The organism is Enterobacter cloacae complex sp. P2B, from assembly GCF_014895985.1.
In the GTDB taxonomy this organism is placed as follows: Bacteria; Pseudomonadota; Gammaproteobacteria; order Enterobacterales; family Enterobacteriaceae; genus Enterobacter; species Enterobacter bugandensis.
Genome location: NZ_JADBQQ010000016.1, coordinates 21,190 through 45,150, shown reverse-complemented (window position 1 = coordinate 45,150; position 23,961 = coordinate 21,190). Strand labels below are relative to the sequence as shown.

Below are 23,961 nucleotides of genomic sequence, written 5' to 3'. Positions count from 1 at the left end.
AGCGGAAGGATTTGCTATTATCGTTCAAAATTACTGATCAACCATTAACCGCTGCGGATGGGTATAAATTGTCGCCCTGCCCGGCTTGCAGAACCCCACCAGCGTCAGATTGCAGCGCTCCGCCACCTCCACCGCCAGCGTGGTTGCCGCCGACACCGCAAACAGAATTTCCACGCCGCACATCGCGGACTTCTGCACCATCTCATAGCTGGCGCGGCTGGAAACAAGCGCCGCGCCCTGCTGCCAGAGATCGCTCTCCCCCGCACGACGGCCTAATAGCTTGTCGAGCGCGACGTGGCGGCCCACGTCCTCATGCCCTCCAGCAATATCTCCTGACGGCAATACCCACGCCGCCGCGTGCGTGCAGCCGCTCAGTTGGCCGATGGGCTGAACATCGTTGAGATTTTCCAGCGCACGGTCGAGATGCGCCAGATTGAAGGTCTGGGTAAACGGCAGTGGCGCAACGGGCTTGCCAATATCATTAAGCTGCTCAACACCACAGACACCGCACCCGGTACGCCCGGCCAGCGCGCGGCGGCGCTCTTTCAGCCCCATAAAGCGGCGGCTGGAGAGTTCGATTTGCACTTCAAGACCGTTACACGCCTGAACCACGTCCATGCCGTAGATCTCCTGCGGGTGCGAAATGATGCCTTCTGAGAGGGAAAAACCGATGGCGAAAAGTTCGAGATCTTTGGGTGAGGCCATCATCACCACGTGCGAAATACCGTTGTAAACGAGGGCAACGGGCACTTCTTCAGCCAGAAAATCGGGTGTGGCATGGGTAATGTGGGGCGGTCTGCGTACCGACATTTCCACAATGCCCGCAGGCAGTGGCGATAAGCGGGTAGCACGGTTTTGTTTAGACACAGCGGTATTCCTGAACAACCACGGAAGTAAGCCTGCTATTGCAGCATAAACCGCAGGCCTTACGCATAGTATGGATCAACTTTTCGACACTCATTGTCCTACTCATTAAGAAGAGGTGCAACCCGACCCCCGCTACACCCCTTTAACATGCAGAGCTTATAGTGTGATCAGTGTCACACTTTATAATCAACACAGTGATAATACGTTCACTTTGTATTAACGCCGTTGGAACAGGTATACCGACATTGTGGTATTCTGATGATATCCCTCGGAGAAATGAGGGATTAACGCAAATTTTTCTCCTTTGCGGTCAATTCTCAACCGCGAAGTTAAAACTACATATATAAGCAATGTCGAACAAGGAGTGACCCATGCAGGTCAGCAGAAGGCAGTTCTTTAAGATCTGCGCTGGCGGTATGGCAGGCACCACGGCGGCGGCACTGGGCTTTGCGCCCGGCGTAGCGCTGGCGGAAACGCGGCAGTACAAACTGCTGCGCACCCGCGAAACCCGTAACACCTGTACGTACTGCTCCGTCGGCTGTGGGCTGTTGATGTATAGCCTCGGCGACGGTGCGAAAAACGCCAAAGCGTCTATTTTCCATATCGAAGGCGACCCGGACCATCCGGTCAACCGCGGCGCGCTGTGCCCGAAAGGGGCCGGTCTGGTGGACTTTATCCACTCCGAAAGCCGTCTGAAATTCCCGGAATATCGCGCGCCTGGCTCCGATAAATGGCAGCAAATCAGCTGGGAAGAGGCGTTTGACCGCATCGCAAAACATATTAAAGAAGACCGCGATGCCAACTTTATTGAGAAGAACGCCGACGGCGTCACGGTCAACCGCTGGCTCTCCACCGGGATGCTGTGTGCTTCTGCCTCCAGCAACGAAACCGGCTATTTAACCCAGAAATTCACGCGCGCACTCGGTATGCTCGCGGTCGACAACCAGGCGCGTGTCTGACACGGACCAACGGTAGCAAGTCTTGCTCCAACATTTGGTCGCGGTGCGATGACCAACCACTGGGTCGACATCAAGAACGCCAACCTCATTGTGGTGATGGGCGGTAACGCCGCTGAAGCGCACCCGGTCGGGTTCCGCTGGGCGATGGAAGCCAAAATCCACAACGGTGCGAAACTGATTGTGATCGATCCCCGCTTCACGCGTACTGCGTCAGTGGCGGATTTCTACACCCCTATTCGTTCAGGTACTGACATTACTTTCCTGTCAGGCGTACTGCTGTACCTGATGACCCACGAAAAATACAACCGCGAATACACCGAAGCCTATACCAACGCCAGCCTGATCGTGCGTGAGGATTACCACTTCGAAGATGGCCTGTTTAGCGGTTACGACGCTGAAAAACGCAAGTACGACAAAACCAGCTGGAACTACGAGCTGGATGAGAAAGGCTTTGCGAAGCGCGACACCACTCTTCAACACCCGCGCTGCGTATGGAACCTGCTGAAAGAGCACGTTTCCCGCTACACGCCGGACGTTGTTGAGAACATCTGCGGCACGCCGAAGGCGGACTTCCTGAAGGTCTGCGAGCTGATCGCGGAGACCAGCGCGAAGGACAAAACCGCGTCGTTCCTGTATGCACTCGGCTGGACGCAGCACTCCATCGGCGCGCAGAACATCCGTACGATGGCAATGGTGCAGCTGCTGCTCGGCAACATGGGGATGGCAGGCGGCGGCGTGAATGCCCTGCGCGGTCACTCTAACATCCAGGGTTTGACCGACCTCGGCCTGCTGTCTCAGAGCCTGACGGGTTACATGAACCTGCCAAGCGAGAAACAGACTGACCTGCAGACCTACCTGACGGCCAGCACGCCAAAACCGCTGCTCGAAGGCCAGGTGAACTACTGGGGCAACTATCCGAAGTTCTTCGTCTCGCTGATGAAAGCCTTCTACGGCGACAAAGCGACGGCGGAAAACAGCTGGGGCTTTGACTGGCTGCCGAAGTGGGACAAAGGTTACGACGTTCTCCAGTACTTCGAAATGATGCACCAGGGCCAGGTCAACGGCTATATCTGCCAGGGCTTTAACCCGGTGGCGTCGTTCCCGAACAAGAACAAGGTTGTCGAGTCTCTCTCGAAGCTGAAGTTCCTGGTAACGATTGACCCGCTCAACACCGAGACCTCGACCTTCTGGCAGAACCACGGCGAGTCGAACGACGTCGATCCGTCGAAGATTCAGACCGAAGTGTTCCGCCTGCCGTCTACCTGCTTCGCGGAAGAGAACGGTTCTATCGTCAACTCCGGCCGCTGGCTGCAGTGGCACTGGAAAGGCGCGGACGCCCCGGGCATCGCCATGAACGACGGCGAGATCCTGGCCGGTATCTTCTTACGCCTGCGTAAGATGTATGCGGCAGAAGGCGGCGCGAACCCTGAGCCGGTGCTGAACATGACCTGGAACTACTCGACGCCGGAAAATCCTGCGCCGGAAGAAGTGGCCATGGAGAGCAACGGTAAGGCGCTGGCGGACGTTATCGACCCGGTCACCGGCGCGGTTCTGGCGAAGAAAGGCGACCAGCTCAGCACCTTCGCCCACCTGCGCGATGACGGTACCACCTCCAGCGGCTGCTGGATCTTTGCCGGTAGCTGGACGCCGAAAGGCAACCAGATGGCCAACCGTGACAACGCCGACCCGTCGGGCCTCGGCAATACGCTGGGCTGGGCATGGGCATGGCCGCTGAACCGCCGCATCCTCTATAACCGTGCCTCCGCTGACCCGCAGGGTAACCCGTGGGATCCGAAGCGTCAGCTGCTGAAGTGGGACGGCGCGAAATGGGGCGGCGTGGATATTCCGGACTACAGCACTGCCGCACCAGGCAGCGACGTTGGGCCGTTTATCATGCAGCCTGAAGGGATGGGGCGCCTGTTTGCTATCGACAAGATGGCGGAAGGGCCGTTCCCGGAACACTACGAGCCGTTTGAGACGCCGCTGGGCACCAACCCGCTGCACCCGAACGTGGTCTCTAACCCAGCAGCGCGTATCTTCAAGGGCGACTTTGAAGCGCTGGGTAAAAAAGACAAGTTCCCGTACGTGGGCACCACTTACCGTCTGACCGAGCACTTCCACTACTGGACCAAGCACGCGCTGCTTAACGCCATCGCGCAGCCGGAACAGTTTGTGGAGATCGGCGAGAAGCTGGCGAACAAGCTCGGCATTGCCCATGGCGATACCGTGAAGGTCTCCTCTAACCGCGGCTACATCAAGGCCAAGGCGGTAGTGACCAAGCGTATTCGCACGCTGAACGTTCACGGTCAGCAGGTGGATACCATCGGCATCCCAATTCACTGGGGCTATGAGGGCGTGGCGAAAAAAGGGTTCATTGCGAATACCCTGACGCCGTTCGTCGGTGATGCGAACACGCAGACGCCGGAGTTTAAGGCCTTCCTCGTGAACGTGGAAAAGGTGTAACGGAGACGACTTATGGCTTATCAATCTCAAGACATTATCCGTCGTTCCGCGACTAACGGTTTCACGCCCGCGCCTCAGGCGCGGGACCACCAGCAGGAAGTGGCGAAGCTGATCGACGTGACCACCTGTATCGGCTGTAAAGCCTGTCAGGTGGCCTGCTCTGAGTGGAACGACATCCGTGACGAAGTGGGTCACAACGTCGGGGTGTACGACAACCCGGCAGACCTGACCGCCAAGTCCTGGACGGTAATGCGTTTCTCGGAAGTGGAGCAGAACGACAAACTGGAATGGCTTATCCGCAAAGACGGCTGTATGCACTGCGCGGATCCGGGCTGCCTGAAGGCGTGTCCGTCAGAAGGGGCTATCATTCAGTATGCCAACGGCATCGTCGACTTCCAGTCCGAGCAGTGCATTGGCTGCGGCTACTGCATCGCGGGCTGTCCGTTCGACGTGCCGCGCCTGAACCCGGAAGACAACCGCGTCTACAAATGCACCCTGTGCGTGGACCGCGTTAACGTGGGCCAGGAGCCTGCATGCGTGAAGACCTGCCCAACCGGCGCTATCCACTTTGGCTCCAAAGAGGATATGAAAACGCTGGCGGCAGAGCGCGTGGGCGAGTTGAAAACCCGTGGTTACGACAACGCGGGCCTGTACGATCCGGCCGGGGTTGGCGGTACGCACGTGATGTACGTGCTGCACCACGCCGACAAGCCGAACCTGTATCACGGCCTGCCGGAGAACCCGGAAATCAGCGCCACCGTGAAGTTCTGGAAAGGCATCTGGAAACCGCTGGCCGCGGTGGGCTTTGCTGCCACCTTCGCAGCGAGCATCTTCCACTACGTCGGCGTCGGTCCGAACCGTGCGGAAGAGGAAGACGACAACCTGCATGAAGAGAAAGACGAGGTGCGCAAATGAGAAAACGTGACACCATCGTGCGCTACACCGCGCCGGAACGCATCAACCACTGGGTCACCGCCTTCTGCTTCATGCTGGCGGCGATAAGCGGGCTGGGGTTCTTCTTCCCCTCCTTCAACTGGCTGATGCAGATCCTGGGCACGCCGCAGCTGGCGCGCATCCTTCACCCGTTCGTGGGTGTGGTGATGTTTGCCTCGTTTATCATCATGTTTTTCCGCTACTGGCACCATAACCTAATCAATCGGGATGATATCTTTTGGGCGAAGAATATTCGTAAGATCGTCGTCAACGAGGAAGTGGGTGATACCGGGCGTTATAACTTCGGCCAGAAATGCGTATTCTGGGCGGCGATTATCTTCCTGGTCCTGTTGCTGGTGAGCGGCGTGATCATCTGGCGTCCGTACTTTGCGCCTGCTTTCTCAATCCCGGTGATCCGATTTGCGCTAATGCTGCATTCATTTGCCGCAGTGGCGTTAATTGTGGTTATCATGGTGCATATTTACGCCGCCCTCTGGGTGAAAGGCACCATTACCGCGATGGTGGAAGGATGGGTAACCAAAACGTGGGCGAAGAAACATCACCCGCGCTGGTACCGTGAAGTCCGCCAGAAACAGGAAAAGTCATCTGAATGAGTATTCGCATAATCCCGCAAGATGAGCTGGGGTCGAGCGAGAAACGTACGGCGGAGTATATTCCGCCGTTGTTATTCCCCAGACTCAAGAACCTCTACAACCGCCGCGCAGAGCGTCTGCGCGAGCTGGCAGAGAACAACCCGCTGGGCGATTTTCTGCGTTTTGCCGCGCTGGTCGCCCATGCGCAGGAGGTGGTGCTGTACGACCACCCGCTGCAAATGGACCTGACCGCGCGCATCAAAGAAGCTAACGAGCAGGGCAAGCCGCCGCTGGATATTCACGTCCTGCCGCGCGACAAGCACTGGCATAAGCTGCTTCATTCGCTGATTGCCGAGCTGAAGCCGGAGATGAGCGGCACCGCGCTGGCTGTCATTGAGAACCTGGAAAAAGCCTCTGACCTGGAGCTGGAAGAGATGGCGAGCGCGCTGTTTGCCTCCGACTTCTCGCTGGTCAGCAGCGATAAAGCGCCGTTTATCTGGGCCGCGCTGTCGCTCTACTGGGCGCAAATGGCGAGCCTGATCCCGGGCAAAGCCCGCGCCGAATACGGCGAAGCGCGCCAGTTCTGCCCGGTCTGCGGCTCAATGCCGGTCTCCAGCATGGTGCAGATTGGGACCACGCAGGGGCTGCGCTACCTGCACTGCAACCTGTGTGAAACCGAGTGGCACGTGGTGCGCGTGAAGTGCAGCAACTGCGAGCAGACTCGCGATCTCAACTACTGGTCGCTGGAAAATGAAGACGCGGCGGTGAAAGCCGAAAGCTGCGGCGACTGCGGAACCTACCTGAAGATCCTGTATCAGGAAAAAGACCCGAAAGTCGAAGCGGTGGCGGACGATCTCGCCTCGCTGATTCTGGATGCGAAGATGGAGCAGGAGGGCTTTGCCCGCAGCTCGATCAACCCGTTCCTGTTCCCGGGTGAAGGGGAGTAATCTCCTGTGAGAGTGCCGGGCGGCGCGAGCTTGCCCGGCCTACACCTGGTAAGGCGTAAGGACCTCGTCAATACCCGCAAAATCTCTCGTGTTGCGAGAAATCAACGGACATTTTCTGCTCTGCGCTGTAGCCAGGATGATAGCATCAGGCAGTTTCATTCCATGCTTCTCACGTAGTAAAACGCTTCTTTCCGCGATATCCCGAGACACATCAATAATTTCAAAAGCGCCCATCACGGCTGCCGTTTTCGCTTCATGACCATGCCTGCGAGCGCCCACCATCACTTCCATCCAGGTAATTAAGCTGATGGCACGATGCGACGCGGTATGCTCAATCGCATCCGCAGCTTCAACACGGTTGTTGAAGAGATCAATGAGAATATTGGTATCAAACACTGCCATGTGCTCCATGATTACCAGTCCTCACGCAGCTTGCGTTCATACTCAAGCCCGTCCTCTTTTCTATCTCCCCACAGACCAAGCGCATTTCGGATAACAGAAGAACTCTGCTGGTCGAGATACAGCTCTATCGCTTCGCGAAGCAGTTCGGCACGTGGTTGATTTCGCAATTTCTTGAGGTTATCCAAACGTTGAATCACGTCATCAGACAAATCGATAAGTATTCTGCCCATATCAAGTTCCGCCAAAACGCTCATATATCACCTTAGTATATCATCATTGGTTAATTTTCAGGCAAAATACTCTTTATCAATTTAGGGTGAAAGGACGTTTTTTAGGGAATGATCGATTTTGCGAGCCGCTTTCCACAATATGCACCTCTCAACATTTCTCTGTTTTCATCTGCTGTAAACCAGGCTATAAACTGTATAAAAACACAGTAAAAGGACGTAACCATGGCTCTGGAGAAGGGTATTGATAAGCTGGTACAGGAGTTTATTGCCGCAGGAAGACCTTCCTCGCGAAAGCAGAGTATTGATGACCGGAGAAGCGGATATGTCGCCAGCACAGCGCTGGCCGGGGAAAAAGAAACTCGTGTCCAGATTGAAACGCTTGTTCTTGAGGATTTGACCTTTCGGGTCTTTTCGCCTGTCAATGCCCCTGAAACGTTACCTTGTGCCCTCTACTATCATGGCGGTTGTTTTGTCAGCGGTGGGTTTGAAACCCATGATAATCAGCTTCGCCAACTGGCGTTTTACGGTAACTGTCGGGTCATTGCGGTTCAGTACAGACTCGCACCCGAGCATACCTTCCCCGCTGCGCATGACGATGCAGAGAGAGCGGCAGATCTTGTCTGGCAAAATGCAGAACAATTAGGTGTGGATAAAAACCGGATTACACTTTGTGGAGACAGCGCGGGAGGCCATCTTGCGCTGGTAACATCATTGCGGCTTAAGGCCAAAGGTCTCTGGGATCCCGCACAACTCATTCTTATCTACCCCATGCTCGACGCTACGGCCAGTTTTGAAAGCTATACCCTCAATGGCATGGATTACGTGATTACTCGCGATACCCTTTTGAGCGGCTATGAAATGTATCTGGCTGGAGCCGACCGTCAGCATCCTGAAGTCAGCCCGCTGTGGCGCAACGACTTTAGCGGTCTGCCAAAGGTCCACATTGTTACCGCTGAGTATGATCCGTTACGCGACGAAGGCGAGGCGCTTTGTCAGCGCCTCACGGAGCAAGGCGTGAAGTGTACCGCTCAACGATGGCGGGGTGTAATACACGGCTTCTTTCAGTTGAGTGGAATTAGCCAGTCAGCGCGAGACGTTATGCGAGATATTGCCTGGCGCATTAACCATGCCGGGCGAGATTGAGAAGGAGACTACTCCTCCTCGTTCCCGCCCTCTTCATACGCGCCATACGGCTTCGCAGGAAGAACGATATAGGTGCCTTCAAACACAGCGCCTGGCGTTTCATCGCCGAACAGCTCAACCTGCATCTGCACGCGCGCTTTGCGGCCACGTGCCAGACGATCAAGATCGCCGCCCAGCGCGCCAAGGTCCGCCACCGCGCTCGGCTTGCCGCTGATCGGCGCACTATAGCGAATGTGGGCATCGGCCAGAATAATGGTGCCGCCAAGATGCCGCTCGCGCAGCATTAGCCAGATCAGCCCCCAGCCGGTGAGCGTCGCCAGGGAAAACAGGCTGCCGGCAAACAGGGTGTGGTGAGGGTTCTGATTGCCGGTTTCCGGCATGGTGGTAATGAATTTTTGCCCGGTGTACTGCTGAATGCGCACGCCCATCTTTTCACTCAGAGGGATGTGTTCATACCAGGCCTGCTGCAGCTGCCCGCACCAGTCCGCGCGATGAAGAATATCGTCTAGCGTGGCGATGGGTTTGATCATCAAAAAGTGGCGAATCGGCGTGGTTTGCGGGGCGGTGATTTCACCCTGGTTAACAAAACCGAGTTTGGCAAAAAACTCCACGGCATCTTCCCGGGCGCTACAGGTGACGCGCTTAACGCCTTCCTGACGGGCGACGGACTCCAGCGTCATCGCCATTAGCGTCCCCAGCCCTTTATCCTGCACGGAAGGGTGAACCGCCATAAAACGAATCGACGCTTCGTTATCAGCGTTGATATACAGTCGCCCGACGGCGACGAGGTTGCCCTCTTCGTCCATCACCATCTGATGATGGGCCATCGCATCCCAGGCGTCGCGTTCAGATCCTTTTGGCTGATGCAGTGGCTTGCGCAGCATTTCCCAGCGGAACTGGTAATACGCTTCTAACTCTTCTTCCGTTTGCGGTACTCGAAGGTGATACATAGCTGTACTCTCTCTTGTTACCCGCGGCCACGCCGCCAGTTGGCTCATACCTGGAGCCAGAATGTGACGGGGCCATCGTTCACCAGCGAGACCTGCATATCTGCAGCGAATCGTCCGGTTTGCGTATTCATTTCCTGTTGGCGACAACGCTCAACAAAGTATTCGTAAAGTGCTTCTGCACGATCCGGCGCGGCGCCTTTAGAGAAACTTGGGCGCATGCCGCGCTCGGTATCCGCTGCCAGCGTAAACTGGGAAACCACCAGCACGCTGCCGCCCGCCTGCTGGACGTTCAGATTCATCTTGCCTTCCGCATCGCTGAATATGCGGTAGCCCAGCACGCGCTCGCATAAGCGGTTCGCTTTTTGTTCGTCATCATCCTTTTCGACACCTAACAACACCAAAAGTCCTGGGCCAATTTCACCCGTCACCTCTCCCTCCACGGTGACGCTGGCACGGGTTACGCGCTGTATCAATGCAATCATGGTTGGTCTGCTTCTAATTGTTTTTCAGCTTCTGCTGCTTTTTTAAGTTCGCGGTATACGCCGAGAGTGACAGTTATTTCGGCACCAAGCAAGACGATACACCAGGTCCAGTAAACCCAGACAAATAAAATGGGGATCACCGCCAGCACGCCGTAAATCAGCTGATAAGACGGGAACATGGTGATGTAAAGGGCAAACCCTTTTTTACCCAGTTCAAAAAGCACTGCCGCCACCAGCGCCCCAACTACCGCATCGCGGTTAGGCACGCGCGTGGTCGGTACAACGCTATAGAGCAGCCAGAACGAGAGCCAGGACAGGATCAGCGGAAAAATACGCAGCACGTTATCGATCACGCTGTTTAAATCACTCGCCCAGCGCAAGGAGAGAAGATACGAACTGATTGCCAGGCTCGCCCCAGCCAGCAACGGCCCCAGCGTTAAAATCATCCAGTAGACGGCAAAGGAATAGACCTTAGGACGGATTTTTTTGCTTCGCCAGATGGTGTTAAGCGCGCTGTCGATGGAGTACATCAGCAGCAACGCGGTGACGATAAGGCCGCACGCCCCCACCGCCGTCATTTTGCTGGAGTTGGCAACAAACTGCTCGATGTAGTTCTGGATAACATCCCCGGTGGCCGGGATGAAGTTAGCGAAGACGAAATGGCGAAGCTGCAGGCTAACGTCCGCGAACATCGGGAAAGCGGAAAAGAGCGCAAAGATAACCGCCACCAGCGGCACTAATGAGAGCAACGACACGTAGGCGAGGTTACCCGCCAGCGTGGTCATGTTGTCCTCATCAATGCGGTGCCAGAGCAACTTCAGCCAGGCCCTCAGCGGGCGAGTATGATGCGTGGCTTTTTGATGAACGGTTTTTAGCATAACTGCTTCGCAAAGTAGTTTGGTATCGTCTCTTTTCCGGTCACCAGAATTGACGTGATACCCAACTGGTTAGCTCCCTCTATATTATCGGCGTTGTCATCGAAAAAGACCGCATCGGCCGCGGTGCATCCCTCTGCCTGCAAAACAGCCTGATAAATTCGCGCTTCAGGCTTACGCATACCCATCTCTTGCGAAAGATAGATCTTATCTGCCGCCGCCTTAACTTCGGGATATTCCTCTGGCCAGAAGGTCGTGTGCAGACGGTTGGTGTTAGACAGCACGACCACCCGGTGCCCCTGCTCGCGCAATTTGTGCATAATGTCGATCACTTCCGGACGGATCGCGACGAATACCGCCTGCCAGCCGTGAGAAAATTGTTCATAGCTTAACGAAAGCCCCATCTCCTGGCAGAAGCGTTCAGCAAACTCTTCATCGCTAATCTCGCCGCGTTCATGCTGATGGAAGGTCTCACCCATCGCGAAATCCTGCTTTAACGTCGCCAGCGGCACACGGCTAAAGTCGCTCCAGGCACCCAGCACCCGGTTAAAATCGATATCGACGATTACGTTTCCTAAGTCAAAGATATAAAGCATGTTTATCTCCTTTCGCCGTGGAGAGATAACTGTAGCGGGAATCACGAGATTTGACTATGCGTGCCGTCTAAGGTGTGCGATTGATTTTTACGGCGCGTTTTTACGGCAGTACAGCGAAGGGACGTTTGACGCGGCAAAAAGCCACGCTCCACGGTACTCATCAATCATCAGGCTCAGATCTCTTCCCGGCGTGCGATAAAAACCCGGTAGCGTTGCATTGATATCAGCCTCATCCGCACTATCGGCGAAGGTTTTAATAATACGATCGTTATTCAATACGCGCGCGTTCTGGTGATCGCTGTAGTGGAAATAGATGGTGCGGTTGACTTCAGAAACCACGTGACCAAACAGTTTACCGTTAATGACAGCGGTCCCTTCCCGATGCTGCATTCGCCATGAAACCGTTCCTACAAATCGGTTTTTACCAATCGTCCATTCCACATCACCTGTACAGCGTATCGGCGCACTCGAAAAATGCGAATACGCTAACCAGCCGCTGGTAATAGCAGCCCCCAGCAACGCCGCCAGCAAAATAATACGATTCCCGAGTGTCATCATTGCTCATGCGCCCAAAAATAATGCGTGGTACATAACGCTGCCGCGTCATGTCGCGCATCGTTATTACAGACAAACGCCGCGATTCGCTCCGTTTTACTATAGCCGATGAGAAAAACGTATCGGTTTCCGGCACACAGGCTGGGATAATTTTTTAACAAGCGAAGGTAATGGTCCTGCATATGTTCATTAGGTGCATAAAAGAGTTGGCAGGCGTTGGTCGTGCTGCCCATTGAAAGTGGAATGTAGTGACTAAACGGCATGTTCTGGTGATGTTTATATAATATGACCCCGTTAATAAGCGCGATCAGAAAAAGCGTAGCGGTGGCTATTATTAACCACGCCGGCTTCTTCATCGCGGTGCCTTCGGCTATTGCCACGTCTTCACTGGCAATTATCGGCTCGGCGGTTGGGGTAAATACTTCAACCTGGGTGGCTTCGGAAAGCGTCAGCCCGCGACGCGAAATCGTTTTTACCGTATCGCGCGGCAACCCCACTTCAGCCAGCGCATTGCGCAATGTCAAAATGGCCTGGTAAAAGGTATTCGGTGTGGTGACATCGTTACGCTCACCCCATCCCACCACCATTAACTGATTTTGCGAAATTATTTCGCCAGGATGGGTAACGAGATAAAGAAAGCAGAGATTGGCAGGAAGCTGCAAATGTATCGTGCGCCCGGTAATATGATTCGCCAGGGTTTTGTTTTCCGGGTCATACTCGACCAGCTTGTTAATAAGATACAATTTTACTTTCCTCTGCAATAACAATATTTAACCCCACAAACCCAAAAAACACACGTATATTTAACAACAGTATAGGTCAGAAGGATCAGAGCGCGACACACCCGTACCTAAGATTAGAAACATCGCATTATTTTTCAATTGATTACAAATCGGTTTTCTTAGGTGAGCCTCAGCTAAAAGGACATAATGAGATTTCATTACACTTCACCAGGTCAAATAATTATATTGAGCCACACGTTGAGAAAAGACTGACGTTCAGGAAGATCGAGGTGACGAATCTTTAGCTATTAGTGCTGTTTCGTCAATTTCCTTCCGGGGTTGTTTTTGCCGAATAATCTTAATGGGTTGATGAATATTCCTGGGTAAGGTCTGACAATCAATGTTCTGTCGCTATGTCTGCGGCCTGCAAGAATTGAGACAGCCAGGAATTTATTTTCTCTGGCATTATTTCTCATAAATACGACAGCAACGCTGGATATGTTTCAAGATTGACACATTTGAAAGGCAGTGAAATATTGATAATGAAAATAAGACAGGAGTGGACTGGATGATAACATCGTCGCAAAAGGTTGTCCGCTGTATAAGCTGCGAATTGTCCTGCCAGTTATTTCCGGATAACACGGTGCGCTCACAATACTGTGGCAGCGCCTCCTTCGCAGTTTGGCCGGTGGGAAATCATTTCCTGCAACTTGCAGTAGAAAATAAAATATTGTCTGGGAACAAGAATCATTTATTACGCGGATTTATTTTTGTAGATTTTTCGATGTATAACCTGCGCCTGCTTGTCGATCCGCAATGGATTGAACATCTGGCGATGACCAACATGCACATCGTGCTTATCGCGGACCGTAAACTGGAGGCGTTGGCTCACTATTTTTTCGCTCACCACAGTGAAATAAAGGGAATTATTTATTCAGATGACGATGACGCTATATTGCAGGAAAAAATTAACCATCTTTTTTCCGGCAGGCGAGTGAGCAGCAGGCGTGGTAATACCCTGAGCACTGTTGAATTCACTTTACTTAACAGACTTATTTCAGGGGTGTGCCTCCGGGAGATAATAAAAACAACCAGCGTTGATGTGAAAAAAATTTACGTTCATAAAATACGATTAGAGAGGAAGTTAGGTACCAGCATTCATAAAATACTCGTTTCTATTTTGTAATTTCAACTTCTTAACATGCCCACATTTAATGGTGTGGAGGATGTTTTACGCCTGAAAGAAAGGGGGCAGTTATGCCATATTTATTGAAACATTCACCTGTCGCCGTTGCGATTTCGCTGGCACTATCGTCAGCGCTATTTACCGCGAATGCTGCAGTTATCGATTTTGCTAATTTACCAGCCACCGGAGCAGTAACGGATTTGCCTGCGGAAATACAGGCGCTGATTCCTGCAACGGCAAACGCGAACTTTAGTAAAAATACCAGCGATCCTAACTATGTCTACCAGTACAGCCCGGGCAATATTCCAGTCTACGGGGATGGGATCACTCTCGAAGGGCCGGGGGCGGAAGCCTTTGAGCACTCCGTGACCGTTATTCAGAACTCCACGTCCGGCAGCCCGGGGGTGATATTTGGTGACGATCTGACTATTCGTACCCAGTCAAAAGTGGCTGCCAATAACGGTAAAGATGTCGACGGTATTCGTACCCACGGTATGAACACGCCGAATAACCCGGTGTTTATCATTACCGGCGACCGCACCCACATTTACGTTAATGGCCAAAGCGGCGATGGCATCAATGCCGGGTACAGCTCCTTCAGCCAGGGTTCTCTCGGCTCCGCCAATATTTATGTGGGTGACGATCTCTATATCGAAACCACTGGCAGTACCGGTCGCGGTATTAGCGCCTATGCACTGAATGATGCCTCGAAGGCCAAAAATAACATTGTTGTCGGCGATCGTGCGCATATTGTGACGCGGGGTACCTACGCCGAGGGGATTCGTACCAACCAGAGCGGCTCATCCGTCCGTCTGGGGGATGAGGCCACCATCGAAACGTATGGCACTTCGGCCTACGGCCTGTATGCGGGTTCTGCCTCCAGAATCGAGCTGGGAAAAAAAGCGACCATTACCACCGACGCAGCCAGTGCCTCCGGCGTGTACTCTACCGGCTCGTCAACCATCACCCTTGATGAAGGCGCGACCATCACCACCAACGGTGCCAGCGCGCATGGCATCTACGCTTATACAGCAGCGGTAAATGTGGGAGATAACGTCACCATTGCGGTCAACAGCAGCGAGAAAACCAGCAGCTCCGCCCAGGCACCGCACGGGATGTATGCCTGGTCACGCGGCGTGATAACGCTCGACGGTGGGGCAACCATTACCACCGCAGGCCAGCGCGACCAGGGTAGCTATGCCCTGAACGCCAGCAATGGCGGAATTATTGATGCCTCTGCAGGCGGAAAATTCCTCCTTAACGGCGATATCCTCGCCGCAGGTGGCGTCGCGGCCAACAGTACCCTTCCGGCACAAAACAGTACCATTACGCTGACAATGGGTAACAGCTCGCTGTGGAACGGAGCATCGTACATAGAAAGCAACGCTGCCGGGACCGGTACTCTTGCGCTTACGATGAATGATGCCGTCTGGAATATGCGCGACAGCTCAACGCTGACCAGCCTGACCCTGAACGCGGGCGGCACGATAAATTTCCAGCATGCTGAGGACGCGGCCTGGCAAACCCTGACCATCAACGAGGATTACACAGGCAACGGCGGTAAGCTGGTTTTCAATACCGTGCTGTCTGACGATACCTCTGAAACTGACAGGCTGATTGTTGAAGGAAACACATCCGGTCGTACCGCGGTTGACGTAAACAACATTGGTGGTGCAGGCGCACAAACCGTTGAAGGGATTGAAATAGTCAGCGTTGGCGGCAACTCGGAGGGAACGTTTGAGAAGGCCAGCCGTATCGTAGCGGGGGGTTATGACTATAACGTTGTGCAGAAAGGTAAGAACTGGTTTCTGACCAGCCTGGCTGAACCCGTTGACCCACCGATCGACCCGGTAGATCCTCCTGTTGACCCGGTAGACCCACCGGTCGACCCGGTAGATCCGCCAGTTGAACCGGTAGACCCGCCTGTTGACCCGGTGGATCCACCTGTTGACCCTGTCGACCCGCCTGTCGTCCCGGTAGATCCGCCCGTCGACCCGGTGATTCCGCCGCAAGAACCGGTACCGCCACCTGCGCCGCCGAAAAGCGAGCATCAGTATCGCCCAGAATTTGGCAGCTATCAGGCAAACAGCTATGCGGCAAATACGCTGTTTATGACCCGCCTGCACGATCGTCTGGGTGAAACGCAGTACACCGACATGCTCACCGGCGAGCAAAAAGTGACGAGCCTTTGGATGCGAAATGTCGGCGGGCATGCGCGTTTCAACGACGGCAGCGGCCAGCTAAAAACGACAGCCAACCGTTACGTGCTGCAGTTGGGTGGCGATATCGCCCAATGGAGCACAGATGGCCTGGACCGCTGGCATCTTGGCCTGATGGCGGGCTACGGTAACAGCCAAAGCCGGAGCGCCTCCAGCCTGACCGGATACCACTCACGTGGCGAAGTGAATGGCTATAGCGTAGGTCTGTACGGTACCTGGTACGCAAACGAAGCCGATAAAAGCGGCACCTACGTTGATAGCTGGGTGCTGTATAACTGGTTTGACAATAAGGTGATGGGGCAGGACCAGGCGACCGAGCGTTATCGCTCCAGCGGCGTAACCGCCTCTGTCGAAGCGGGCTATAGCGTTAAGGTGGGTAAAAGCGGCCGCAACAGTTACTGGATCCAGCCGAAGGCGCAGGCCGTTTGGATGGACGTGCAGGCTGACGACCATCGCGAGCGTAACGGCACGCGGGTGAAAGACGAAACCCAGGGCAACCTGATGACGCGTCTCGGCGTGAAGGCCTATATCAGCGGACATAACGCGATGGATGACGCTAAATCACGCACCTTCCAGCCGTTTATTGAAGCGAACTGGATCCACAATACCCAGACCACGCGCATCCGCATGGATGACGTCAGCAATGAGATGCGCGGTACGCGCAATATTGGTGAGTTAAAGACGGGCGTAGAGGGGCAGATTACCCCGCAGCTTAGCGTCTGGGGCAATGTGGCACAGCAGATTGGCGATAAAGGCTACAGCGATACGCAGGGAATGCTGGGGATAAAATACAGCTTCAAATAACAAAAAAGCCGCTGAGAAATCAGCGGCTTTTTGCTTCAGGCGATATCATCGCTGGTACAGGCCAGCACCGTTTCAACCTTGCTGGATTTCAGATGATTTTGCAGCGCCGAGCCGGGCATCTCATCGGTGAAAAGAGCCGTTGTCTGCGCCACGTTGCCAATTTCCACCGCGGCGGATGCGTTAAATTTCGTATGATCGGCCGCCAGCAAAATGTGACGAGAGTGGGCCATCATGGTTTTCACCACGCTGGCTTCATTCACGTCAAACTCCATCATCGCGCCGTCGTGCTCAATCGCCCCGACGCTGGTCACGAGATAGTCCGCCCGAAAACCAGACACAAACGCCGTCGCCGCAGGCCCGATAATGCCGCCGTTGTGCGGGCGCAGCGTGCCGCCCGGCACCATCACTTCAAAGCGCGGGTTCTTATACAGAATATGCGCCACCCGCAGGCTGTTGGTGATGATGCGCAGATGATTATGGTTAAGCAGCGCCCGGGCAACGTGCTCTACGGTCGTGCCGATGGTGATGAAAATAGTTGAGCCGTCGGGAATATAGTCCGCAATCGCCTCGGCAATCGCCCGCTTCTCTTCGGTAAGCGACACTTCGCGCTGTTCGAACGCCGTGTTCACCACGCTGGATGCCCTGCCCGCGCCGCCGTGATGACGCGTGATCAGCCCCTGCTCGCTGAGCTTACGGATATCCCGGCGCACCGTTTGCGTCGACACGTCCAGCAGTTGCGCCAGTTCATCAATGTTCATATAGCCGCGATCGGCAATCAGCGTTAGCAGCTGATCGTGACGCGGGTTGCCGGTCAGTTCGGTAAGGCTCATGGGCTGTCCTCTGAAAACCATCACGCTCCGCATTTTATACAAAAAGTGACAAAAAAGAGCGGGTTTGATCACAGTCGGGTATACCCGCGCGCCCGCCGGGCTTTGTGCATTTCAGGGCTGCGACGGCGCTGGCAAAACGCACGGCGTCTGCGGCGGTGGATTGCTGTCCCAGGCTGAACGCCAGCGCGCCGTGGAAAACGTCGCCCGCGCCGGTGGTATCCACCACGTTCACCTCAAAGCCGGATTGATGACACAAGGCGCCGTTTTCCAGCCAGTAGCAGCCGTCTCGCCCCTGAGTGACATACACATGTCCATTTGTGAGCGTTTGTGCTTTTTTCAGGGCATCTTCTGCTTTATCCACCTGAGTTAGTCGCCGCAGGCCCGGCGCGGAGAAGGCCGCGTGGTCGCTTAAGGCTATCAGCTCCGCGATGTCCTGCGGGGTAACGTCAGCATCAAGCAAAGTAGGAACGCCCTGCTGACGGGCCAGCGTAAACGCCTGTTTTGCCCCGTCATGCCAGCGCACGTCTGCTAACACGATATCCCATTGCGAGAAGTCGATTTCATGCAGCCAGTCTGCCTCGGCGGGCAGATCGGGGCTGGGGTAGTTGGCAATCACTCGTTCTCCGCCTGCGTCCACCAGCACCGCGGATTGTGACGAGCGGGCACCTTTAAACACGCGTGTATAGCGGGTGTTCACGCCCAGGGATTCCAGCTCCGCCAGCAGCCGTCTGCCGGTATCGTCGTCCCCCACCCGGCCAATAAAATCCACTTCCGCACCCAGTTTTGCCGCGGCCACCGCCGCCGTGGCCGCCGGGCCGCCGCCCACTTCCGTATAGTCTTTTGCGACATATTTCCCTCCTTCCTTAGGTAAATCATCGAGATACCAGATGCGATCCAGCACGGTAATGCCGACACAAACGATGCGAGTCATGGTGATTCCTTCTGCGATTTCTGATGCCTTCATTTTAATTTCACCAAATGTTTAAAAAGTGACCCGTGTCAATTTTTTGACTATAAATTACAAATACGATCAAAAACAGACAACACAAACGCGCAGAAATTGACACGATGTGACAGGAGAGAGGCATGTCAGCGATCGCATTTATCGGTTTAGGGCAGATGGGCGCGCCAATGGCGAAGAATCTGTTGAAGCAAGGCCACCAGCTTAACGTGTTTGACGTGAACCCGCAGGCGGTTCAGGCGCTGGTAGAGAGCGGCGCACGGGCGGCGGCTACGCCTGCTCAGGCCGCAACGGACGCCGAATTCGTCATTACCATGCTGCCAAACGGCGACCTGGTGCGCAGCGTGCTGTTCGGCGAGCACGGCGTGTGCGAAGGGTTATCCCGCGACGCGCTGGTGATTGATATGTCCACCATCCACCCGCTGCAAACCGACGCGCTGATCCGCGATATGGCTGAACGCGGCTTCAGCCTGATGGACGTGCCCGTGGGACGCACGTCCGACCATGCCATCGCCGGCACGCTGCTTCTGCTGGCGGGCGGCACCGCGCAGCAGGTGGAACGCGCCACCCCCGTCTTAATGGCGATGGGCAATGAGCTGATTAACGCCGGCGGGCCGGGCATGGGCATCCGCGTAAAGCTCATCAATAACTACATGAGCATCGCCCTGAACGCGCTTTCCGCCGAGGCGGCCGTGCTGTGTGAAGCGCTTGGCCTCTCCTTTGACGTGGCGCTGAAGGTGATGAGCGGTACTCCTGCGGGTAAAGGCCACTTCACCACCTCATGGCCGAATAAGGTGCTGAAAGGCGATCTTTCCCCGGCCTTCATGATCGACCTTGCACATAAAGATCTGGGGATCGCCCTGGACGTGGCTAACCAGCTCCATGTTCCGATGCCGCTGGGCGCGGCGTCCCGCGAAGTTTACAACCAGGCTCGCGCCGCCGGGCGCGGGCGCGAAGACTGGACGGCCATTCTTGAACAGGTTCGCGCATCTGCCGGGCTGAAAAAATCACACTGATACGAAAGGACTGAGGAATGACGATGTACACCCTGAAAGATATCACCCGACCTTCCGGCGGTTTTGCAATGCTGGCCGTGGATCAGCGCGAAGCGATGCGCCTGATGTTTGCCGCCGCAGGCGCGCCGGTGCCGGTAACCGACCAGCACCTGACGGATTTTAAGGTCAACGCGGCGAAGATTCTGTCGCCGTACGCCTCTGCCATTCTCGTCGACCAGCAGTTCTGCTATCGCCAGATTGTGGAGCAGCAGGCCGTAGCCAATAGCTGCGCGATGATTGTGGCGGCCGACGAGTTTATTCCGGGGAACGGTATTCCGGTCGACAGCGTGGTGATCGACAAAAGCATCGACGCCCAGGCGGTCAAACGCGACGGCGGCAAGGCGCTGAAGCTGCTGGTGCTGTGGCGCAGCGATGAAGATCCGCAGCAGCGCCTGGAAATGGTGAAAGCGTTCAATACGCTGTGCCACGACAACGGGCTGCTGAGCATTATCGAGCCGGTGGTGCGTCCGCCGCGTCGCGGTGCCGAATTTAACCGCGAACAGGCGATTATCGATGCGGCGAAAGAGCTGGGCGACAGCGGTGCCGACCTCTACAAAGTGGAGATGCCGCTGTTTGGTAAGGGCACGCAGCAGGAACTGCTGGCGGCCTCGCAGAAGCTGAACGAGAACATTGCCATGCCGTGGGTGATCCTCTCCTCCGGCGTGGACGATAAGCTGTTCCCGCGCGCCGTGAGCGTGGCGATGCAGGCGGGGGCATCGGGCTTTTTAGCCGGTCGCGCCGTCTGGTCATCGGTGATTGGCCTGCCGGATACCGAGCTGATGCTGCGTGATATTTCCGTACCAAAACTTCAGCGTCTGGGTGAGATCGTCGACGAAATGATGGCTCGCCGTTAAGAAAGGACCCGAACATGAAATGGTTTAACACCCTGAGCCACAACCGCTGGCTCGAACAAGAGACCGACCGCATTCTCGATTTCGGCAAAAACGCCGCCGTACCGACCGGCTTTGGCTGGCTGGGCAATAACGGGCAGGTTCGCAGCGATATGGGCACCCATCTTTGGATCACCGCCCGCATGCTTCACGTGTACGCGGTGGCGGCGAACATGGGCCGTCCCGGCGCGTATGCCCTGGTTGAGCACGGCATTAATGCCCTGAACGGCCCGCTGTGCGACAAACAGCACGGCGGCTGGTACGCCTGCGTAAACGATGAAGGCGTAATTGATGCCTCCAAGCAGGGCTATCAGCACTTCTTCGTCCTGCTGGGCGCGGCGAGCGCCGTCACCACCGGACACCCGCAGGCACGCAAGCTGCTGGACGATGCCATCAAGGTGATTGAGCGCTACTTCTGGAGCGAACAGGAGCAAATGTGCCTCGAGTCCTGGGATGAAGCCTTCAGCAAAACGGAAGATTATCGCGGCGGTAACGCCAACATGCACGCCGTGGAAGCCTTCCTGATTGTCTATGACGTAACCCACGACCGCAAATGGCTCGACCGCGCCCTGCGCATCGCCTCGGTGATTATTCACGACGTGGCGCGCAAAGGTGAGTATCGCGTTAACGAGCATTTCGACACCGACTGGAACCCAATCCGCGATTACAACATCGATAACCCTGCTCACCGCTTCCGCGCCTACGGCGGCACGCCGGGGCACTGGATTGAGTGGGGCCGCCTGATGCTGCATCTGCGCGCCGCGCTGGAAGCGCGCTTTGAAACCCCGCCGGAGTGGCTGCTGGAAGATGCAAAAGGCCTGTTCCACGCCACCATCCGCGACGCCTGGGCACCCGACGGCGCCGACGGGTTTGTCTACTCCGTGGGCTGGGACGGCAAGCCTATCGTGCGGGAACGCGTGCGCTGGCCAATCGTCGAGGCGATGGGCACGGCCTATGCCCTCTATACCGTGACCGGCGAGGCGCAGTACGAAGCCTGGTATCAGAAGTGGTGGGATTACTGCATCAAGTACCTGATGGATTACGAAAACGGTTCCTGGTGGCAGGAGCTGGACACCAATAACGAAGTGACCACCAAAGTCTGGGACGGCAAGCAGGATATTTACCATCTGCTGCACTGCCTGGTGATCCCCCGCCTGCCGCTGGCGCCGGGCTTAGCGCCTGCCGTCGCCGCCGGATTGCTGGACAGCCAGGCCAAATAATAAAGACGGAGTTTTTATGCGTACCCTACACAATATTGACCTGAAAAATAACGAACGTGGCTTCACCCTGCGCTGGCAGGATCGCTTGATTTTGTCCCACTCTGAAGAAGCGCCTTGCCTGTGGATCGGAGCAGGCGAGGCCGATATCGAGATGTTTCGCGGCAATTTCAGCATTAAAGACAAGCTCAACGAAAAGATTGCCCTGACGGACGCGACCGTCACGCAGCAAAGCGCGGGCTGGGCGATCCGCTTTACCCGCGGCGATGCGGTAAGCGCGACGCTGCTGGTGGGCGTGGATGCGGAAGGCCGTCTGGAGCTGAAGCTGAAAAATGATGCCGCCAGCCATAACCGCATCTGGCTGCGGCTGGCGGCGCAGCCGGAAGATCATATCTACGGCTGCGGCGAGCAGTTCTCGTACTTCGATCTGCGCGGCAAGCCGTTCCCGCTGTGGACCAGCGAGCAGGGCGTGGGCCGCAACAAGCAGACCTACGTCACCTGGCAGGCCGACTGCAAAGAGAACGCGGGCGGCGATTACTACTGGACCTTCTTTCCGCAGCCTACCTTCGTGAGCACCCAGAAGTACTACTGCCACGTGGATAACAGCTGCTACATGAACTTTGACTTCAGCGCGCCGGATTTCCACGAGCTGGCGTTCTGGGAAGATAACGCCACGCTGCGCTTCGAATGTGCACAAACCTACGTCGATCTGCTGGAAAAACTGACCGGCCTGCTGGGACGTCAGCCTGAGCTGCCGGACTGGGTGTACGACGGCGTGACGCTGGGCATACAGGGCGGCACCGAGGTGTGCCAGCAGAAGCTCGACGCTATGCGCGAGGGCGGCGTGAAGGTAAACGGCATCTGGGCGCAGGACTGGTCCGGCATCCGCATGACCTCCTTCGGCAAACGCGTGATGTGGAACTGGAAGTGGAACAGCGCTCTCTATCCGCAGCTTGATGAACGGATTGCGAAGTGGAAACAGGAAGGGGTGCAGTTCCTCTCCTATATCAACCCGTACGTCGCCAGCGATAAAGATCTCTGCGAAGAGGCGGCGAAACGCGGCTATCTGACCAAAAACGCCAACGGTGAGGACTACCACGTTGAATTCGGCGAGTTCTACGCGGGCGTTATCGACCTGACCAACCCGGAAGCCTACAACTGGTACAAAGAGGTCATTAAAAAGAACCTGATCGAACTGGGCTGCGGCGGCTGGATGGCCGATTTCGGGGAATATTTGCCGACCGATACCTTCCTGCACAACGGCGTGAGCGCGGAGATCATGCATAACGCCTGGCCTGCCCTGTGGGCGAAATGTAACTACGAAGCGCTGGAGGAGACCGGCAAACTCGGCGAGATCCTGTTCTTCATGCGCGCGGGCTACACCGGCAGCCAGAAGCACTCGGTGATGATGTGGGCGGGGGATCAGAACGTCGACTGGAGCCTGGACGACGGCCTGGCGTCCGTCATCCCTGCGGCGCTGTCGCTGGCGATGACCGGGCACGGCCTGCACCACAGCGACATCGGCGGCTACACCACCCTGTTCGAGATGAAGCGCAGCAAGGAGCTGCTGCTGCGCTGGTGCGACTTCAGCGCCTTTACGCCGATGATGCGTACCCACGAGGGCAACCGCCCTGGCGACAACTGGCAGTTCGACGGCGATGCGGAAACCATCGCGCACTTCGCGCGCATGACCACCGTCTTCACCACCCTGAAGCCGTACATCAAAGATGCGGTTGCGCAGAACGCGAAAAGCGGCCTGCCGGTGATGCGTCCGCTGTTCCTGCACTACGAGGACGACGCGCGCGCCTACACGCTGAAATACCAGTACCTGTTTGGCCGCGATCTGCTGGTGGCACCGGTTCATGAAGAGGGCCGCCGGGACTGGTCGCTCTATCTGCCGCAGGACAGCTGGGTCAATGCGTGGACCGGGGAAACCTGCCAGGGCGGTGACGTGACCGTTGATGCCCCGATCGGCAAGCCGCCGGTCTTCTATCGCCAGCACAGCGAATGGGCAGATCTGTTTAGCACCTTACGTGATATCTGATAAGGCTCGCCCGCAGGGAAACCTGCGGGCAGACGGAG

Annotated in this window: 22 protein-coding genes; 11 read left to right on the top strand and 11 right to left on the bottom strand. The window is 55.9% G+C overall.

From position 1 onward, the window contains the following. Window positions 1-30: 30 nt before the first annotated feature. Window positions 31-867, bottom strand: a complete 837-nt coding sequence (fdhD, locus tag IM313_RS14750; protein ID WP_049000043.1) for a formate dehydrogenase accessory sulfurtransferase FdhD — start codon at window positions 865-867, stop codon at window positions 31-33. A gap of 371 nt (window positions 868-1,238) precedes the next feature. On the opposite strand from fdhD, the gene fdnG reads away from it, so the two are divergent. The 4 genes from fdnG to fdhE are packed head-to-tail and all read left to right on the top strand — an operon-like array spanning window position 1,239 to window position 6,762. Further along, a complete protein-coding gene (gene fdnG / locus IM313_RS14745) occupies window positions 1,239-4,289 on the top strand; it encodes a formate dehydrogenase-N subunit alpha (protein ID WP_192972062.1) in 3,051 nt (1,016 codons plus the stop codon). Between the two features lie 12 nt (window positions 4,290-4,301). Beyond that, a complete protein-coding gene (gene fdxH / locus IM313_RS14740) occupies window positions 4,302-5,204 on the top strand; it encodes a formate dehydrogenase subunit beta (protein ID WP_014072386.1) in 903 nt (300 codons plus the stop codon). Next, window positions 5,201-5,836 carry a formate dehydrogenase cytochrome b556 subunit gene (gene fdoI / locus IM313_RS14735; protein ID WP_015569914.1) on the top strand — a complete coding sequence of 212 codons (636 nt, stop codon included), beginning with the start codon at window positions 5,201-5,203 and terminating at the stop codon, window positions 5,834-5,836. Before fdxH ends, fdoI begins: the two co-directional genes overlap by 4 nt. Further along, window positions 5,833-6,762: a formate dehydrogenase accessory protein FdhE gene (gene fdhE, locus IM313_RS14730; RefSeq protein WP_028014872.1), complete on the top strand. Its 930-nt coding sequence runs from the start codon at window positions 5,833-5,835 to the stop codon at window positions 6,760-6,762. The genes fdoI and fdhE overlap by 4 nt, the downstream gene beginning before the upstream one ends. A 39-nt stretch (window positions 6,763-6,801) precedes the next feature. Here fdhE and IM313_RS14725 read toward each other — a convergent pair whose 3' ends face one another. Beyond that, window positions 6,802-7,173 carry a type II toxin-antitoxin system VapC family toxin gene (locus tag IM313_RS14725; protein ID WP_082697289.1) on the bottom strand — a complete coding sequence of 124 codons (372 nt, stop codon included), beginning with the start codon at window positions 7,171-7,173 and terminating at the stop codon, window positions 6,802-6,804. Between the two features lie 2 nt (window positions 7,174-7,175). Further along, window positions 7,176-7,418 (bottom strand): ribbon-helix-helix domain-containing protein, encoded by a 243-nt coding sequence (locus IM313_RS14720; RefSeq protein ID WP_192972061.1) that lies wholly within the window; start codon window positions 7,416-7,418, stop codon window positions 7,176-7,178. A 198-nt stretch (window positions 7,419-7,616) separates the two neighbouring features. Between IM313_RS14720 and IM313_RS14715 the strand changes: the two genes are divergently transcribed. Next, window positions 7,617-8,537, top strand: a complete 921-nt coding sequence (locus IM313_RS14715; RefSeq protein WP_192972060.1) for an alpha/beta hydrolase — start codon at window positions 7,617-7,619, stop codon at window positions 8,535-8,537. An 8-nt stretch (window positions 8,538-8,545) separates the two neighbouring features. Here the strand turns inward: IM313_RS14715 and fabY are convergent, their stop codons facing one another. From fabY to IM313_RS14685, 6 genes are all read right to left on the bottom strand, one after another. Continuing rightward, window positions 8,546-9,487: a fatty acid biosynthesis protein FabY gene (gene fabY, locus IM313_RS14710; RefSeq protein WP_028014875.1), complete on the bottom strand. Its 942-nt coding sequence runs from the start codon at window positions 9,485-9,487 to the stop codon at window positions 8,546-8,548. 44 nt (window positions 9,488-9,531) lie between these two features. Then, window positions 9,532-9,969 carry a D-aminoacyl-tRNA deacylase gene (dtd, locus tag IM313_RS14705; protein ID WP_008501836.1) on the bottom strand — a complete coding sequence of 146 codons (438 nt, stop codon included), beginning with the start codon at window positions 9,967-9,969 and terminating at the stop codon, window positions 9,532-9,534. Beyond that, entirely contained in the window at window positions 9,966-10,847 is an 882-nt protein-coding gene (locus tag IM313_RS14700) for a virulence factor BrkB family protein (RefSeq protein ID WP_045260235.1), read from the bottom strand. Before IM313_RS14700 ends, dtd begins: the two co-directional genes overlap by 4 nt. Then, the gene (yihX, locus tag IM313_RS14695) at window positions 10,841-11,440 is read right to left on the bottom strand and encodes a glucose-1-phosphatase (RefSeq protein WP_047745778.1); all 600 of its coding nucleotides are present in this window, start codon (window positions 11,438-11,440) and stop codon (window positions 10,841-10,843) included. Before yihX ends, IM313_RS14700 begins: the two co-directional genes overlap by 7 nt. 87 nt (window positions 11,441-11,527) lie before the next feature. Beyond that, window positions 11,528-11,998 (bottom strand): hypothetical protein, encoded by a 471-nt coding sequence (locus IM313_RS14690; RefSeq protein WP_049001393.1) that lies wholly within the window; start codon window positions 11,996-11,998, stop codon window positions 11,528-11,530. After that, entirely contained in the window at window positions 11,995-12,738 is a 744-nt protein-coding gene (locus IM313_RS14685) for a winged helix-turn-helix domain-containing protein (RefSeq protein WP_049001390.1), read from the bottom strand. The genes IM313_RS14690 and IM313_RS14685 overlap by 4 nt, the downstream gene beginning before the upstream one ends. A 547-nt stretch (window positions 12,739-13,285) precedes the next feature. Here IM313_RS14685 and IM313_RS14680 point away from each other — a divergent pair. Next, a complete protein-coding gene (locus tag IM313_RS14680; RefSeq protein WP_047366780.1) occupies window positions 13,286-13,903 on the top strand; it encodes a transcriptional regulator in 618 nt (205 codons plus the stop codon). A 71-nt stretch (window positions 13,904-13,974) separates the two neighbouring features. Next, window positions 13,975-16,926 carry an autotransporter outer membrane beta-barrel domain-containing protein gene (locus IM313_RS14675; protein WP_192972059.1) on the top strand — a complete coding sequence of 984 codons (2,952 nt, stop codon included), beginning with the start codon at window positions 13,975-13,977 and terminating at the stop codon, window positions 16,924-16,926. A gap of 35 nt (window positions 16,927-16,961) precedes the next feature. On the opposite strand, the gene IM313_RS14670 is transcribed toward IM313_RS14675, so the two are convergent. Together IM313_RS14670 and IM313_RS14665 are read right to left on the bottom strand one after the other, a co-directional pair. After that, on the bottom strand, window positions 16,962-17,756 hold the full coding sequence (locus tag IM313_RS14670; protein ID WP_032644939.1) for a DeoR/GlpR family DNA-binding transcription regulator: 795 nt from the start codon (window positions 17,754-17,756) through the stop codon (window positions 16,962-16,964). 34 nt (window positions 17,757-17,790) lie between these two features. Continuing rightward, a complete protein-coding gene (locus IM313_RS14665; RefSeq protein WP_192972058.1) occupies window positions 17,791-18,687 on the bottom strand; it encodes a sugar kinase in 897 nt (298 codons plus the stop codon). Window positions 18,688-18,842: 155 nt separating this feature from the next. On the opposite strand from IM313_RS14665, the gene yihU reads away from it, so the two are divergent. Genes yihU through IM313_RS14645 form a run of 4 tightly spaced genes read left to right on the top strand, consistent with a single transcriptional unit; the run spans window position 18,843 to window position 23,923 of the window. Further along, window positions 18,843-19,733 (top strand): sulfolactaldehyde 3-reductase, encoded by an 891-nt coding sequence (gene yihU, locus IM313_RS14660; protein ID WP_041911769.1) that lies wholly within the window; start codon window positions 18,843-18,845, stop codon window positions 19,731-19,733. Window positions 19,734-19,750: 17 nt separating this feature from the next. Continuing rightward, entirely contained in the window at window positions 19,751-20,626 is an 876-nt protein-coding gene (gene yihT / locus IM313_RS14655; protein ID WP_045260226.1) for a sulfofructosephosphate aldolase, read from the top strand. A 14-nt stretch (window positions 20,627-20,640) separates the two neighbouring features. After that, a complete protein-coding gene (gene yihS, locus IM313_RS14650; RefSeq protein ID WP_192972057.1) occupies window positions 20,641-21,882 on the top strand; it encodes a sulfoquinovose isomerase in 1,242 nt (413 codons plus the stop codon). A 16-nt stretch (window positions 21,883-21,898) separates the two neighbouring features. Then, complete coding sequence (locus IM313_RS14645; protein ID WP_192972056.1) at window positions 21,899-23,923, top strand: alpha-glucosidase; 2,025 nt, start codon at window positions 21,899-21,901, stop codon at window positions 23,921-23,923. Window positions 23,924-23,961: the final 38 nt, after the last annotated feature.

Bases quoted from the DNA above. Each gene is read 5' to 3' on its own strand.
- IM313_RS14715 (WP_192972060.1), top strand. From the start codon at position 7,617: ATGGCTCTGGAGAAGGGTATTGATAAGCTGGTACAGGAGTTTATTGCC.
- IM313_RS14680 (WP_047366780.1), top strand. From the start codon at position 13,286: ATGATAACATCGTCGCAAAAGGTTGTCCGCTGTATAAGCTGCGAATTG.
- yihX (WP_047745778.1), bottom strand. From the start codon at position 11,440: ATGCTTTATATCTTTGACTTAGGAAACGTAATCGTCGATATCGATTTT.
- IM313_RS14665 (WP_192972058.1), bottom strand. From the start codon at position 18,687: ATGACTCGCATCGTTTGTGTCGGCATTACCGTGCTGGATCGCATCTGG.
- yihU (WP_041911769.1), top strand. From the start codon at position 18,843: ATGTCAGCGATCGCATTTATCGGTTTAGGGCAGATGGGCGCGCCAATG.
- IM313_RS14670 (WP_032644939.1), bottom strand. From the start codon at position 17,756: ATGAGCCTTACCGAACTGACCGGCAACCCGCGTCACGATCAGCTGCTA.
- IM313_RS14725 (WP_082697289.1), bottom strand. From the start codon at position 7,173: ATGGAGCACATGGCAGTGTTTGATACCAATATTCTCATTGATCTCTTC.
- IM313_RS14690 (WP_049001393.1), bottom strand. From the start codon at position 11,998: ATGATGACACTCGGGAATCGTATTATTTTGCTGGCGGCGTTGCTGGGG.
- yihT (WP_045260226.1), top strand. From the start codon at position 19,751: ATGACGATGTACACCCTGAAAGATATCACCCGACCTTCCGGCGGTTTT.
- yihS (WP_192972057.1), top strand. From the start codon at position 20,641: ATGAAATGGTTTAACACCCTGAGCCACAACCGCTGGCTCGAACAAGAG.
- fdoI (WP_015569914.1), top strand. From the start codon at position 5,201: ATGAGAAAACGTGACACCATCGTGCGCTACACCGCGCCGGAACGCATC.
- dtd (WP_008501836.1), bottom strand. From the start codon at position 9,969: ATGATTGCATTGATACAGCGCGTAACCCGTGCCAGCGTCACCGTGGAG.
- fabY (WP_028014875.1), bottom strand. From the start codon at position 9,487: ATGTATCACCTTCGAGTACCGCAAACGGAAGAAGAGTTAGAAGCGTAT.
- IM313_RS14675 (WP_192972059.1), top strand. From the start codon at position 13,975: ATGCCATATTTATTGAAACATTCACCTGTCGCCGTTGCGATTTCGCTG.
- IM313_RS14700 (WP_045260235.1), bottom strand. From the start codon at position 10,847: ATGCTAAAAACCGTTCATCAAAAAGCCACGCATCATACTCGCCCGCTG.
- IM313_RS14720 (WP_192972061.1), bottom strand. From the start codon at position 7,418: ATGAGCGTTTTGGCGGAACTTGATATGGGCAGAATACTTATCGATTTG.
- fdxH (WP_014072386.1), top strand. From the start codon at position 4,302: ATGGCTTATCAATCTCAAGACATTATCCGTCGTTCCGCGACTAACGGT.
- IM313_RS14645 (WP_192972056.1), top strand. From the start codon at position 21,899: ATGCGTACCCTACACAATATTGACCTGAAAAATAACGAACGTGGCTTC.
- fdhE (WP_028014872.1), top strand. From the start codon at position 5,833: ATGAGTATTCGCATAATCCCGCAAGATGAGCTGGGGTCGAGCGAGAAA.